General features: G+C 60.0%; 10 protein-coding genes. 8 read left to right on the forward strand and 2 right to left on the reverse strand.

Annotated elements, in window-relative coordinates; genetic code table 11:
* Nucleotides 1-127: 127 nt before the first annotated feature.
* The 7 genes from ACP7EY_RS14365 (at nucleotide 128) to ACP7EY_RS14395 (ending at nucleotide 10,417) form a co-directional block, all read left to right on the forward strand.
* Complete coding sequence (locus ACP7EY_RS14365; RefSeq protein WP_426194671.1) at nucleotides 128-1,492, forward strand: UDP-glucose dehydrogenase family protein; 1,365 nt, start codon at nucleotides 128-130, stop codon at nucleotides 1,490-1,492.
* Entirely contained in the window at nucleotides 1,489-2,484 is a 996-nt protein-coding gene (locus ACP7EY_RS14370) for an NAD-dependent epimerase/dehydratase family protein (protein WP_426194673.1), read from the forward strand. The genes ACP7EY_RS14365 and ACP7EY_RS14370 overlap by 4 nt, the downstream gene beginning before the upstream one ends.
* Before the next feature lie 9 nt (nucleotides 2,485-2,493).
* The gene (locus ACP7EY_RS14375) at nucleotides 2,494-3,546 is read left to right on the forward strand and encodes a bifunctional UDP-4-keto-pentose/UDP-xylose synthase (protein WP_426194675.1); all 1,053 of its coding nucleotides are present in this window, start codon (nucleotides 2,494-2,496) and stop codon (nucleotides 3,544-3,546) included.
* Between the two features lie 239 nt (nucleotides 3,547-3,785).
* Entirely contained in the window at nucleotides 3,786-4,349 is a 564-nt protein-coding gene (locus ACP7EY_RS14380; protein ID WP_426194677.1) for a hypothetical protein, read from the forward strand.
* Between the two features lie 104 nt (nucleotides 4,350-4,453).
* Nucleotides 4,454-6,496: a M13 family metallopeptidase gene (locus ACP7EY_RS14385; protein WP_426194679.1), complete on the forward strand. Its 2,043-nt coding sequence runs from the start codon at nucleotides 4,454-4,456 to the stop codon at nucleotides 6,494-6,496.
* 90 nt (nucleotides 6,497-6,586) lie between these two features.
* Complete coding sequence (locus tag ACP7EY_RS14390; protein WP_426194681.1) at nucleotides 6,587-8,653, forward strand: M13 family metallopeptidase; 2,067 nt, start codon at nucleotides 6,587-6,589, stop codon at nucleotides 8,651-8,653.
* Between the two features lie 345 nt (nucleotides 8,654-8,998).
* Nucleotides 8,999-10,417, forward strand: coding sequence for a hypothetical protein (locus ACP7EY_RS14395; RefSeq protein WP_426194683.1), 1,419 nt, complete (start codon nucleotides 8,999-9,001; stop codon nucleotides 10,415-10,417).
* Nucleotides 10,418-10,488: 71 nt separating this feature from the next.
* On the opposite strand, the gene ACP7EY_RS14400 is transcribed toward ACP7EY_RS14395, so the two are convergent.
* The gene (locus tag ACP7EY_RS14400; protein WP_426194685.1) at nucleotides 10,489-11,337 is read right to left on the reverse strand and encodes a c-type cytochrome; all 849 of its coding nucleotides are present in this window, start codon (nucleotides 11,335-11,337) and stop codon (nucleotides 10,489-10,491) included.
* Nucleotides 11,338-11,897: 560 nt separating this feature from the next.
* Between ACP7EY_RS14400 and ACP7EY_RS14405 the strand changes: the two genes are divergently transcribed.
* Nucleotides 11,898-12,104, forward strand: coding sequence for a hypothetical protein (locus tag ACP7EY_RS14405; RefSeq protein ID WP_426194687.1), 207 nt, complete (start codon nucleotides 11,898-11,900; stop codon nucleotides 12,102-12,104).
* A gap of 911 nt (nucleotides 12,105-13,015) precedes the next feature.
* On the opposite strand, the gene ACP7EY_RS14410 is transcribed toward ACP7EY_RS14405, so the two are convergent.
* The gene (locus ACP7EY_RS14410) at nucleotides 13,016-14,200 is read right to left on the reverse strand and encodes an acyltransferase family protein (protein ID WP_426194689.1); all 1,185 of its coding nucleotides are present in this window, start codon (nucleotides 14,198-14,200) and stop codon (nucleotides 13,016-13,018) included.
* Between the last annotated feature and the right edge of the window lie 259 nt (nucleotides 14,201-14,459).

The raw sequence follows: 14,459 nt of genomic DNA on the forward strand, positions 1-14,459 counted from the left end.
TAATTTTTCGACCGCGTTTTGTCCTTGCTGCGGGTCCATTTTGCTATTCTGATCGATCCATCCTGGCCTGTCCCATTGTTTAGATGGGTGCGTTGGCCCAAGCCCTATTAACCCTCTCTGAAAATTTATGAAAATCACAATTATTGGCACAGGCTATGTCGGTCTCGTCTCAGGTGCCTGTTTCGCCGATGTCGGCAACACGGTGCTGTGCCTGGACGTCGATGCGCGCAAGATCGCCATGCTCAATGATGGCGGCATTCCTATTCACGAGCCGGGCCTGGACAAGCTGGTGGCGCGCAATGCCGCCGCCGGCCGCCTGCTGTTTTCAACCAGCTACGACGACGCCGTCGCCCATGCCGACTGCATCTTTCTGGCCGTGGGCACGCCGCCCGACGAAGACGGCAGCGCCGACCTGACCCACATCCTGTCGGCCGCGCGCAGCATCGGCCAGCGCATCACGCGCCCGGTGGTGATCGTCGACAAGTCGACCGTGCCGGTGGGCACGGCCGACAAGGTGCGCGCCGCCATCGCCGAGCAGTTGACGGCGCGCGGCGCCGACATCGCGTTCTCGGTGGTGAGCAATCCCGAGTTTCTCAAGGAAGGCGCGGCCATCGAAGACTTCATGCGCCCCGACCGCATCGTGGTCGGCAGCAGCGATGCCCATGGCACCAAGCTGATGCGCCAGTTGTACGCGCCGTTCAGCCGCAACCATGAAAAGCTGGTGGAGATGGATATCCGCAGCGCCGAACTGACGAAATATGCCGCCAACGCCATGCTGGCCACCCGCATCAGCTTCATGAACGAGCTGGCCAACCTGGCCGAACTGCTGGGCGCCGACATCGAAGCGGTGCGCCAGGGCATGGGCATGGACCCCCGCATCGGCTCGAAATTCCTCTACGCGGGCATGGGCTACGGCGGTTCGTGCTTCCCGAAAGACGTCAAGGCGCTGATCAAGACGGCCGGCGACAATGCCCACCGGATGCAAATCCTGGAAGCGACGGAAAGCGTCAACGAAGCGCAGAAAAACGTGTTGTATACGAAACTGGTGCGCTATTTCGGCGGCGCCGCGGCCCTGTCCGGCAAGACCATCGCCCTGTGGGGCCTGTCGTTCAAGCCCAACACCGATGACATGCGCGAGTCGCCCTCGCTGGTGCTGATCGACGCCCTGTTCGCCGCCGGCGCCCGCGTGCGCGCCTACGATCCCGTCGCCAGTGTGGAAGCGCTGCGCGTGTTGCAGGGCCAGCAAGGCGAAGCCCGCTGCAGCGAGCTGCTGCACATCGCCGCCTCGGCCCAGGAAGCGACCGACGACGCCGACGTGCTGGTGCTGGTGACGGAGTGGAAAGAATTCCGTTCGCCGGACTTCGTTCGCCTGGCCAGTACCCTGCGCGACAAGGCCATCTTCGACGGCCGCAACATCTACGATCCTGAAGCTGTCGCCGCCGCCGGCCTGTCCTACGAGGGCATCGGTCGCGTCAGCAAGGGGGCGGCGTGAGCGAGGCCCTCCACACCGTGCTCGTCACTGGCGCGGCCGGCTTTGTCGGCAGCGCCGTCGCCGCCCGCCTGGCGGCCATGGGGCACAAGGTGGTGGGCTGCGACAATTTCAATGATTACTATGATCCCCGCCTCAAGCACGACCGGGTGGCGGCCTTGCTGGCGCCGGCCGGGGTCCCGTGCCTGACGGTGGAATTGTCCGACAACGCCCAGGTGGTGGCGCTGTTCGACCAGGTCAAGCCAACCCTGGTGGTGCACCTGGCGGCGCAGGCCGGTGTGCGCTATTCGCTGAAAAACCCGTCGGCCTACGTGCAGTCGAACCTGGTCGCCTTCGGCCACATGCTCGAGGCCTGTCGCCTGCACCAGGTCGAACACTTGCTGTACGCCAGCAGCAGCAGCGTCTACGGCGGCAACGCCAAGGTGCCGTTCAGCGAAGACGACGTCACCGACGCGCCCGTCTCGCTGTACGCCGCCACCAAGAAGGCCAATGAGTTGATGGCGCATTCCTACAGCCACCTGTACCGCCTGCCGGCGACGGGGCTGCGCTTTTTCACCGTGTATGGCCCGTGGGGCCGGCCCGACATGGCGTATTTCAGTTTCACGCAGAAAATGCTCAAGGGCGAGACCATCCCCGTGTTCGCCGAAGGCCAGTTGCGCCGCGATTTCACCTACATCGACGATATCGTCGAGGGCGTCGTGCGCCTGCTGTTCAAGCCGCGCCCGGACACGGGCGAAGCGCCCCACTGGGTCTTCAATATCGGCAACAACGAGCCCGTCAAAGTGCTCGACTTCATCGAGACGCTGGAAAAAGTACTGGGCGTGAAGGCGCAGTTGGACTTCCAGCCCATGCAGCCCGGTGACGTCGCCGCCACCCATGCCGATACCAGCAAGCTGAAAAACTGGGTGGGCTACCAGCCGTCAACCTCGCTGGAGGCAGGATTGACGCAGTTTCGCCAATGGTATAATCCATGGTCAACCATTCCGCCAGCGTAGCCCTTCATTATGAAAAAAGTACTGATTTTAGGTGTCAACGGTTTTATCGGGCACCACCTGTCCAAGCGCATTCTCGAGACCACCGATTGGCACGTCTATGGCATGGACATGCAGTCGGAACGGATCGCCGCTCTGCTCGAGAACGAGGCCTATAAATCGCGCATGCACTTTTTTGAAGGTGACATCACCATCAACAAGGAGTGGGTCGAGTACCACGTCAAGAAATGCGACGTCATCCTGCCGCTGGTGGCCATCGCCACGCCGTCGACGTATGTGAAAGACCCGCTGCGCGTGTTCGAGCTCGACTTCGAAGCGAATCTGCCGATCGTCCGTTCCGCCGCCAAATATGGCAAGCATCTGATCTTCCCGTCCACCTCCGAGGTCTACGGCATGAGCCCGGACGAGCAATTCGATCCGGAAGCGTCGAACCTCGTGTATGGCCCCATCAACAAGCCGCGCTGGATCTACGCCTGCTCGAAACAGCTGATGGACCGCGTGATCTGGGGCTACGGCATGGAAGGGCTGAACTTCACCCTGTTCCGTCCGTTTAACTGGATCGGCGCGGGGCTCGACTCCATCCACACCCCGAAAGAAGGCTCCTCGCGCGTGCTGACCCAGTTCCTCGGTCACATCGTGCGCGGCGAAAACATCCAGCTGGTCGACGGTGGCGAACAGAAACGTTCGTTTACCTACGCCGACGACGGCATCGACGCGCTGGTGCGCATCATCGCCAACAAGGATGGCATCGCCAGCGGCAAGATCTACAACATCGGCAACCCGGCCAACAATTATTCGATCCGCGAACTGGCGACGATGATGCTCGACCTGGCGGCCGAGTACCCCGAGTATGCCGAGTCGGCCAAAAAAGTTCAGCTGGTGGAAACCAGTTCGGGCGCGTATTACGGCGTCGGCTACCAGGACGTGCAGAACCGCGTACCAAAAATCCAGAACACCATGGATGAGCTGGGCTGGAAGCCCCAATTCACCATGCGCGATGCACTGGTGGGGATTTTCGATTCCTACAAGAATGATTTGACCGGCGCGCAAGGGCTCAACGACTGAGCATTCTGAACGTCGTATCGAGGCCGGCCGCGCAAGCGCCCGGCCTTTTTTGCTTTTCTGGCGGAGGGTCATGTTAAGCCATGTAAAGCCTTGTTGCGCTGGTGCGGGCAGCGGTAAGCATTTGTAATGCCAAACAGCCTTGCTCAATTGTCAGCTTATAGTTCCCTTGCGTTATCCCTCCCACCCATAAAGTGGTTGCCCACGGGAACCCCGTGGGCTTTTTTACGCCTGGAGACACCATGATGAAACGATTGCCCTTTTCACTGACCCGCCTGCTCACCAGCATGCTGCTGGCCGGCGCTTGCAGTGCCGCCCTCGCCATTCCCGTGATGGAGATGCGCGCCGAAGACCTGGTGCCGATGGCGGCCGAGTTTCGCCATGAACTGAAACTGACACCGAACCAGCTCTCGCTGTGGCAGCGCGTGGAGAGCCGCAGCAAGGCGATCCTGCGCGAACGCCAGGCGCGCCGCGAGCGCTTGCAGGCAGCCCTGACGAGCGGCGTGGCCGTGCCGAAAGTCGAGTTGCGCGATTTGAACAAGGCCCTCGACGCCGAACACGCCGCCGTCGCCGGGGAAGACCAGCAACTGCGCGGCATGTGGCTGGAAGTTAATGATGCGCTCGATGACAGCCAGCGCCAGCAGGTCGCCAGCATGATCGGCGAGCAGCTCATGCGGGTCAGTCCGGAGGGCAGCCGGGGCGCCCCACGCGGGGAAGAAAAGGGCGAAAAACGCGGCGGTGGCGGCGGCAAACGGGGTGGCATGGGCGGCGGCATGGGCGGCGGCGGCGGCGGGCCGGGCGGCTAGGCAAGTCGCTGTAACCGGGCAGTGAGCCGGGGCCGCATGGGGTGTGATACGCTAGTCATTCGGCGATCCGCCGACCCTATTACCTGCCCCATAAGGACACTGCATTGAAACCATTTCTGCTTAGCACCCTGACTCTGAGCCTGGCGAGCGCGTTTGCCTTTGCCGCCGAACCGGTCACCCCGGCCGCGCCGATTTCCGGCATCGCCAAGGAGTACATCAACCCGTCCGTGCGTGCCCAGGACGATTTCTTTACGTACCTCAACGGCGAATGGCTGCGCACCACGGAGATCCCGGCGGACAAGTCGAGCTGGGGCACCTTTGCCAAGATGCGTGATGACCTCAATCCGCAGTTGCAGAGCATCATCGAGTCGGCGCAAAAAAATCCCAACAAGCAGCCCGGCACCGAGACGCAGAAAATCGGCGACCTGTACGGCAGTTACATGGACGAGGCGCGCCTGAACGCGCTCGGTTACAAGCCGCTGGCGGCGCAGTTGCAGCGCATTCGCCTGGTCAAGGACAAAAAGGGCCTGCCAGCGTTGATCTCGCACCTGGCGCAGATCGGTGTGGGCACCCCGTACGGCATGTACGTGGGCCAGGATGCCAAGCAATCGACGGTCTACGCCGTCAGCATCGGCCAGAGCGGACTGGGCTTGCCTGACCGCGATTACTACCTCAAGAAGGATGACGCCAAGCTGGCCGAAGCGCTGGTCAAGTACGAGCAGTACGTGGCAGCCACGCTGGGCATGATTGGCGACAAGAACGCCGCTGCCGAAGCGAAAGCCATCATTGCGCTGGAAACCGCGCTGGCGCAGGCGCAGTGGACCAAGGTGGAAAACCGCGACCCCGTCAAGCGCTACAACAAGATGAGCATGAGCGAACTGGCCGCGCTGACCCCCGGCTACGACTGGAAAACGGCGATGGCCGCCGCCGGCGTGGCGGGCAAGACCGATTACGTCATCGTCGGCCAGCCCAGCTACCTCAAGGCGATGGACCAGGTGCTGGGGCAGACCGACCTGGCCACCCTGAAGTCCTACTTCACCTGGCAGCTGCTGCGCGCCTACGCGCCCTACCTGTCGAAAGAGTTTTACGATGCCAACTTCGCCTTCTACGGCGCCGTTATTTCTGGCACCAAGGAAAACCAGCCGCGCTGGAAAAATGCCGTCGGCACCGTTGAAAACGTGCTGGGCGAGGCCGTCGGCCACGTCTACGTGACGCAACATTTCCCCGCCGAGCGCAAGGCCCGCATGGAGCAGCTCGTGGCCAACGTGCTCGCCGCCTACAAGCAGAGCATCGACACGCTCGACTGGATGAGCCCCGAGACCAAGAAAGAAGCGCAGGCCAAGCTGGCCAAGTTCTCGCCGAAAATCGGCTACCCGGACAAGTGGCGCGACTATTCGGCCTTGACCATCAAGCCGCATGATTTGGCGGGCAACATGATGCGCGCCCGCACCTTCGCCTACAACCGCGGCATCAACAAGCTGGGCAAGCCGATCGACCGCGCCGAGTGGGGCATGACGCCGCAAACCGTCAACGCCTACTACAGCTCGACGATGAATGAAATCGTGTTCCCCGCCTCGATCCTGCAGCCGCCATTTTTTGACATGCGTGCCGACGATGCCGTCAACTACGGTGGCATCGGCGCCGTGATCGGCCACGAAATCAGCCATGGTTTCGACGATAAGGGCAGCATGTCCGACGGCGACGGCAACCTGCGCGACTGGTGGACCAAGGAAGACCGCGCGCGCTTCCAGGCCAAGGCCGACGCCCTGACGGCGCAGTACAGCAACTACAGCCCGCTGCCCGGTTACAACGTCAATGGCGCCCTCACCCTGGGCGAGAACATCGGCGACAACTCCGGCGTGGCGATCGCCTACAAAGCCTACAAATTGTCGCTCGGTGGCAAGCCGGCGCCCGTCATCGACGGCTTCACGGGTGACCAGCGCTTCTTCATGGGCTTTGGCCAGGTCTGGCGCATGAAAATGCGCGAAGCGCAGCAGATCGTGCAGGTCAAGACCGATCCCCATTCGCCAGGGCAATTCCGCACCAACGGCACCATGGTCAACCAGCCGGCGTTCTACGAAGCATTCGACGTCAAGCCGGGCGACAAGATGTACGTGGCGCCGGACAAGCGCGTGATCATCTGGTAATTGCCGGCGCAGCGCACCGGCCACCGCTGCATGCAGCGGTGGCCGTTTCATTGGGTATGTTCGTTCAATAATAAAACACGCGGAGAATACGTGAAACCAACTCTTATCAGCGCCCTGATCCTCGGCGCCCTGGCCACTATCGGCCAGGCCAGCGCCGCCACTCCCGCCAAGGCCGATGTGGCCAAGGCCGCCAAAGCGGGCAGCGCGTCCGGCATCGATGTGCAGTATGTCGACCGGGCCGTACGCGTCCAGGACGATTTCTTTGTCCACATGAACGGCAAATGGCTCAAGGACACCGCCATCCCCGCCGACAAGTCGAGCTGGGGCTCGTTCCAGAAGCTCGACGACGACACCCAGCCGCAACTGCGCGCCATCATTGAAAAGTCCGCCAGCGGCACCCCCGCAGCCGGCACCGACGCCCAGCGCATTGGTGACTTTTACGCCAGCTTCATGGATGAGAAAAAAGTCGATGCGCTGGGCCTGGCCCCGCTCAGCGGTGAACTGGCGGGCATCGCCGCGCTCAAGGACAAGGCGGCCATTCCCGCCCTGCTGGCGCACCTCGGTCAGCTGGGCGTGGGCGTGCCCTACGACTTCGGCATCCACCAGGACGCCAAGGATTCGACCAAGTACGTCGCCGACATCGGCCAGGGCGGCCTGGGCCTGCCCGACCGCGATTACTACCTGAAAGGGGACGACGCCAAGCTGGCCGACGCCCTGGCCAAGTATCGCGTGCACGTGGAAAAAATGCTGGCCTTGGCCGGCGACAAGAACGCCGCTGCGAATGCCAAAAAAATCGTCGATTTCGAAACCGAGATCGCCAAGCTGCAGTGGACCAAGGTGGAAAACCGCGATCCCGTCAAGACCTACAACAAGGTCGAGCTGGCCAAGATGGCCGAACTGGCGCCCGGTTACGACTGGGCCGGCTATCTGGCCGCCGCCGGCATCAGCCAGAAGGCCGGCTATGTCATCGTCAGCCAGCCCAGCTACCTGAAGGGCTTCGCCGCCCTGTCGGCCGCCACCCCGCTCGACACCTGGCAAGCCTACCTGCAGTTCCACACCATCGGCGCCTACGCCAACTACCTGGCCAAGCCCTTCGTCGATGAGCGCTTCGCCTTCTACGGCACGGTGCTGTCGGGCGTGACGGAAATGCGGCCCCGCTGGAAACGCGCCGTGACCACGGTCGAAGCGTCGCTGGGCGAAAGTCTTGGCAAGCTGTACGTGGAAGAACACTTCCCGGCCGAGCGCAAAGCGCGCATGGAAGTGCTGGTGAAAAACCTGCTGGCTGCCTACAAATCGAGCATCGACAAGCTCGACTGGATGAGCCCGGCGACGAAGAAGGAAGCGCAAGCCAAGCTGGCCAAGTTCACCCCGAAAATCGGCTACCCCAACCGGTGGAAAGATTACTCGGCGCTGGTGGTCACCCGTGACGACCTGGTCGGCAACGTCATGCGCTCGCGCACGCTCGAGAGCAAGCGCGAACTGAACAAACTGGGCAAGCCGATCGACCGTGAAGAGTGGGGCATGACGCCGCAGACCGTCAATGCCTACTACAACCCGGAAATGAACGAAATCGTGTTCCCCGCCTCGATCCTGCAGCCGCCGTTTTTTGACGCTGGCGCCGACGACGCGGTCAATTACGGCGCCATCGGCGCCGTCATTGGCCACGAAATCAGCCACGGTTTCGATGACCAGGGCGCCCAGTACGATGGCGACGGCAACCTGCGCGACTGGTGGACGGCGGCCGATCACAAGAATTTTGATGTCAAAACCAAGATGCTGGTGAAACAGTACAGCGGCTACAGTCCCTTACCCGGCTACCCGGTCAATGGCGAGCTGACCCTGGGCGAGAATATTGCCGACAACTCGGGCCTGGCGATCGCCTACAAAGCCTACAAGATCTCGCTCAATGGCAAGAAGGCTCCAGTGATCGACGGTTTGACAGGCGACCAGCGTTTCTTCATGGGCTTTGGCCAGGTATGGCGCATGAAAATGCGCGAGGCGCAGCAGATCGTGCAGGTCAAAACCGATCCGCACGCGCCCGGCCAGTTCCGCGCCAACGGCACCCTGATGAACCAGCCGGGCTTTTACGATGCCTTCAAGGTCAAGCCGGGCGACAAGATGTATCTGGCGCCGAAGGAGCGGGTCATTATCTGGTAACACGGCGTTTTTGCTAAAGACGGTCACTGCGGTGGCCGTTTTTTTTTCGTGCACGCCGTCGCGCGGCGCCGCTGCAAAAAATTTGTTGAGCGACCCAAGGCTGACAAATATTTCCCTTGTGGAAAATAAAGATCGTTGGCGCCTGCCTATGAAAACGGCGAAACGGGGCGCATTTGCGTTTTCATAAGATAAATAGTAAGCGACAACTGCCATGGTAATTTAAGAAAGTGTTTTACGCGACCCTTACAATTTCTTACAGCTAGGGTAGTTCTGGAGCGATAAACTGGATTTAGGAGTTTCCCGTAAGAATCATTTTGTTAACAGTTTGTCCAGCCAGGAATCATCATGTCCCACACCTATACAGCGCCACATGCCTTCTCCCTGCGGCGAAGTGCCGCCTTCGCCTGCATGCTCGCCGGCGCTTCAGTATCGAGCCTGGCGGCGGCGGCCACGCTCAGCGTCGGTCCCGGTAAAACCTATGCCAAACCGTGTGCAGCGATCGCGCGCGCCGCCGCTGGCGATACGGTGGAAATCGCCGGTGGAAACACGTATGCGGGGGATGTTTGCTATGTCGGTGTCAGCAATCTGACGATTCGCGGCATCAACGGCCGTCCGCGCATCGACGCGGCGGGGGCCAATGCGGGCGGCAAGGGGATCTGGGTTATCACTGGCAACAATGTGACGGTCGACAATGTCGAAATGCTCAATGCCAAGGTGCCGGACCAGAATGGCGCCGCCTTGCGCCTGGAAGGGGTGAACTTTACTCTGCGCAACAGCTTTATTCACGATAACGAAAACGGCATCCTGTCGGGCGCCATCCCGGCCAGCAATATCGTGATCGAAAACACCGAGTTCGGTCACAACGGCTACGGCACCGGCTACACCCACAACCTGTACATCGGCCAGGTCGCCAGCCTGAGCTTTCGCTTCAATTACAGCCACGATGCCAACGTCGGCCACAATCTGAAATCGCGCGCCGCTGTCAACACCATCGCCTACAACCGCTTCTCCAGCACTGCGCCGGGTGTGACAGGCAGCACCGCCAGCGGCCAGCCCAGCTACGAGATCAATCTGCCGAATGCGGGCACCAGCTACATTATCGGCAACGTCATCGAGCAACCGGCAGCGAACCAGAACCCGGCCATGGTGTCGTACGGCGAAGAAGGGGCAGTCAATCCAGGGCAGGATTTATACGTCATCAACAATACCTTCCTCAACGACGACAGCGTGCGCGGCACCTTCGTTCAGGTCGGCAGCGGCGTGACCGTGCCGGTCCTTCTGCAAAACAATATTTTTGGTGGCACCGGCACGCTGTCGAACCAGGCCGCGGCGATCGACCGCAACAATTACCGCTCGGTGGCGCCGGGTTTCCTGGACCGCGCCAGCTACGATCTCCACCCGAGCGCCAATGCGCTGGTGATCAACGCTGGTTCGATCCCCGGCAAGTCAGCCTCCGGCGTGGCGCTGGCGCCTGCGTTCCAGTACAAGCACGTGGCCGGCAGTGAAGCGCGCGTCAATAGCGGTGGTATCGACATCGGCGCGTACGAGGCCTTAAGCACAACGACGCCAACGCCAAACTGGACTGCGTGCGCCGTCGAAGGCGGTATCTGTCGCGTGCCGGGCAGCGTGAAAGTGCGTTACGGCGCCGGCACCAGCTATTTCTATCGTAACGTTAAGGCCAGCGTGTTTTGTAACAACAAGGTGTTTGGCGACCCGGCGCCGGGCGTTGTCAAGTCGTGCAGCTACACCGCCCTCGCCAGGTAAAATGATCTGCCGCCAATGTGACACGAAAAAAAAACCGCTCATCGAGCGGTTTTTTTCAATGGAATGAACGCTTATTTGGCGGCGGCGGCCATGTAGTCGACGGCCGCCTTGACATCGCTGTCGGAGGCAGCCGAGCCACCTTTCGGCGGCATCATGCCGGCCTTGCCCTGGAAACCCTTGATGGCGTGTTCGTACAGGGTGGCGCTGCCCTGGGCGATGCGCGCAGCCCAGGCGGCCTTGTCGGCGAACTTGGGCGCACCGGCGATGCCGGCGCCGTGGCAGGCGACGCAGGCGGCGTCGTAGGTCTTTTTGCCGGCGTCGGCCAGCGCGACAGGTGACGGCGTGCTTACGGCAGGCGCGGCGGCGACAGCCGGGGCGGCAACGGCAGCCGGGTCCGGCGTGGCGGCGGCTGCCGGGGCGAGCGCGGCCGGCTCCTTGAAGGTGGCGCCGGATTTGTTGCTCATATATACAACGGCACGCGCCACTTCGACGTCGTCCAGATCGGGATTGCCGCCCTTCGCAGGCATGCCGCGGAGCCCTTCGATGGCATGCTTGAGCAAGGTGTCGTAGCCCTGGCCGATACGGGCGGCCCAGGCGCCGTTGTCGCCCAGCTTCGGCGCACCGGCGGCGCCGCTGGTGTGGCAGGCGGCGCAGATGGCGGTGTAGACGGCTTCGCCCGATTGCAGCACCTTGGGCGCCGATGCATCGCGGAACGTGAAGCCCACATCGGCCACCGGTTGCAAGCGGGCGTCAACGGCCTTGGCGTCCTGGCTGTCGGAGCCGGCACCGGTGAGTTTTTCAGTAGTGACGAACGACACCAGCAAGATAATGCCGATGACGGTGACGAGAAAGAAGCCGGCCACTGCAGCGACGAGCTGCTTGGGGGTACGGATTGCGGATTCGCTATGTGCGTCGCTCATGAATGTCCCTAAAACAAATTATGAAATTTGCCCAACCACCCGGTTTGCTTAAGAAAATGCAAACTCTCGCCAACGGGCGATTATAGACCCAACAGCGACCGTTTGGAATCAATTTACCTTCTCAGTGCCCCCTTCTTGCCTGCCAGTCACAGGTCCGGTAGTTCGCGTCCTGCTCGCTCCTGAACTGTTGCAATATCTGCGGAAGGACGGCGAGACACGCTGGCGGACGCGACACGAATTTTCTTAATGCCAATCCAGTGTGCAAAATTTTCTGACGTTCCAAGAATGCGATTCGCCATTAAGTTTCGCCCGCCCACGACTACTTACCGATTAACCAAAGGACTAGCACCTGAAGATGTTTCGGCTTGCATTATTGCTTGTCTTGTTCACAGTGTGAGGAGCTTGCTTCCTCTCGTCGAATGGCGCGTGCCCAAGAAGGCTTTGTTCACGTTTGCTCTGGCCTAGCCGGATGCAGTCGAAAGTGTGGATATCATCCAAAATGTGCTTACTAACGCGCCATTCGGCCTCTTCATCGTTCTCTGGCGAAGCGGGAGCGATCGATGATGTCGTCCGACCTGATTGCCATCGTTTTTGGTGGACTGTTAAGCTTGGCAATGGAAACGTTGCGGCAATTTAAGCCATCGCGCACGGCCTCGTTTTCCGCTTTGGCCATGAACGTGCTCGGCACGCTCGCTGGCGCCATGCTGGTTACCCTGCTCCGTCCGCAGTCGCAATCGGCGCGGACCTCGCGCAATGTCCGCCGATAATGGCTGCATGTCTATACCGTGCCAAGTATGGGCGTCGTAGTGCTTGCCCTGTGGTTTCTTTCCCAAACCAACTCTCTCGTTCCTACCTTCGATGTTGGTCAGATCCGCCATGCGCTGTCCCCCTTGTGGTTTCCCTTGCGCTTGCTGGCGCTACTGGTCTGTGTCGGTAATATTTATTCGGTGGGATTGCTTCCCAGGACGGCGTTAATGCCGGGGAAATCTGCGGCCAGCCTGTTTGTGTCTTTTATTGCCCTTACTTCACTTGCGAGATTCTGATCGATTGTCGCCAGTTATTGCCGTAGGCGGTACTCGGCAGCGTGTTGGCCGTGCCCGCTGTACTGATGTGGCGGAGCCGCCGGTTGGCACCCAGCAGCGATACCGGCATGATCGCCATTGTTGCAGGGTTCGTCATTAGTGAATTCGCCCCCGCCAACGGTCCCTTGCAGCCGGACTTTAACCGGCTACCCTTATTGGGTCAGATGCGCACTTTGTCCGGCCTAGAAAATATTCTCGAAGTGTTCAGGCCATTTTTCCATCCTGGCTTTTTTGCACGAGGTTTGACTTCGCCGTACTGGCGTCAAACGGTGTCCCTTCTGGGAGCGTGGCCATTTGCAACGGCGTGCTTGCACTTGAATCAATGCACCAGAATGTCACGGGTTGCTACGGCGACATTACCCAAGTGCTCCTCGTACTGGCTGGGTGGTGCCGTGGATGTTTGGTTATGCCCACTACGCATTCGTGTCGCCGGCGCTACGTTTACACGAGGTGCCGGCAGGGCAGCGACTCTGAACCCGCCTATCGGGTAGCAATCGCGGCATGCTGTTCACTTTTAATGAACGCCCTGTGCGCACCGTTGCTTGCCCGGTTGCGTTCCTTTTGACGCCAATGTGCAGCCCTGCTGCGATATCGGCTTACGTGAAATGTTGGCCATGAATCGCGTTCCTCCAACTGCTGCGCAAGGCCAGCACTTTTTTAGCCAATGTGATTCCAGGCTTTTCTATATATCGAAACGTCAACGTTGCTATTCCCAACAGCGGTGGCACAACGACTCCGATCAACATCCAGAATTGAAGGGGCGACATGGTTATGACAGCGGAGCGTCCGACTAACCAATTGATTACAAGAAAAAGCAAGATTCCGTGCAGCAAATAAATGCTATACGCCAGTTCACCCAGCCTTCTCGATGTGTTGTTCGTCAGCAGTCCGAACAGGCTGGCACCGCCGGCGATGAGGCTGAATGCGAGGGTCAGCAAAGCCAGCGGCAGCCACTCATAAGCTGTGGGGAATGCCGTCACCGAGAGCAGAGCGACAAGCGCTAGCGTCGACCCCGTCTTTGTTCGTGCGAGGCCACAAAACCTTTGATTTCTCACGATCAGCGCAGAAAAAATACCTCCCGCAAATACAAACGCCATGTGCAAACTCATATGCAACACTACGCTCAGCAACAACATGGCCGTGGCCATCAAGAGCAGCCTCCACTTCACGCGTTGCCCCGCAGTCACAGCAAAAAGCGGAAGGGAAAAGTAAAACATCCATTCGTAAGGAAGGGACCATGTGACCCCAGCGACGATCAGATGCGCTGGTATTTGATTGATGTCTGGCGCACGGACCAGTGTGAAAGTGATCCATTCAAGTAGGCAACGAAGGACATACCGGAACGAGTCATGCCAAATGCCTTTGGAAAGAATGGCAACGAAAAGAAATAGCACGCCTATGGCGAAAAAATACAAGGGTGTCAGACGGAAAAAGCGGCCTATGAAGAAGGCATTCCAATCATAGTTTTGACCACGGCTGTCGAGTAGCTTGGTGTAAAAAAGAAAGCTCGTGATCATGAAGAACAGCGAAACGCTGGACTGGCCCAACTGCGTGTACAGATACGACGGCGGTAATTGCCATAGGCCAGTATGCGAATAGATCAGCCAAACGGCCGCGTGGTGGACAAACACAAAAAAGGCTAAATAGCCGCGCAATCCATCGATCGACATGAAGCGACTGGCCGCGGCATCCTCGGAACGGTCCCACTTTGCCATGAGGGCGACGGAGAAAAATGCGAGGATCGTTAAACAGATCACAGCTAGAGGAGTTGGGTAATTCATCGCATGGCAACTTTAGGAAAGTCCAGTAAGTCTATCCTGTCCTAACGCGCCCACGAAAAATTTTGTCCGAGCAACTTCAGATTTGTTGTAGGGCGATCGCATGGCCATGGCGTAGTGCCGGCCAGCACACGTCCGTTCTGCAGGCACGGAGCTCTACGATACCGGCCACATTGCCACTAGATGCCTCGGGCCACGACCATTGACCAGCTAATGTGCCGCCCTGTCGAAAATTCTTACATCTACAGCGATTTTTTCCGGA

Origin of the sequence: Massilia sp. DWR3-1-1, from assembly GCF_049898325.1 — a bacterium.
Taxonomy (GTDB): Bacteria; Pseudomonadota; Gammaproteobacteria; order Burkholderiales; family Burkholderiaceae_D; genus JAFCUW01.

Coding starts and splice junctions, on each gene's coding strand:
- ACP7EY_RS14405 (WP_426194687.1), top strand. CDS start 11,898: ATGATGTCGTCCGACCTGATTGCCATCGTTTTTGGTGGACTGTTAAGC.
- ACP7EY_RS14395 (WP_426194683.1), top strand. CDS start 8,999: ATGTCCCACACCTATACAGCGCCACATGCCTTCTCCCTGCGGCGAAGT.
- ACP7EY_RS14380 (WP_426194677.1), top strand. CDS start 3,786: ATGATGAAACGATTGCCCTTTTCACTGACCCGCCTGCTCACCAGCATG.
- ACP7EY_RS14410 (WP_426194689.1), bottom strand. CDS start 14,200: ATGAATTACCCAACTCCTCTAGCTGTGATCTGTTTAACGATCCTCGCA.
- ACP7EY_RS14365 (WP_426194671.1), top strand. CDS start 128: ATGAAAATCACAATTATTGGCACAGGCTATGTCGGTCTCGTCTCAGGT.
- ACP7EY_RS14375 (WP_426194675.1), top strand. CDS start 2,494: ATGAAAAAAGTACTGATTTTAGGTGTCAACGGTTTTATCGGGCACCAC.
- ACP7EY_RS14400 (WP_426194685.1), bottom strand. CDS start 11,337: ATGAGCGACGCACATAGCGAATCCGCAATCCGTACCCCCAAGCAGCTC.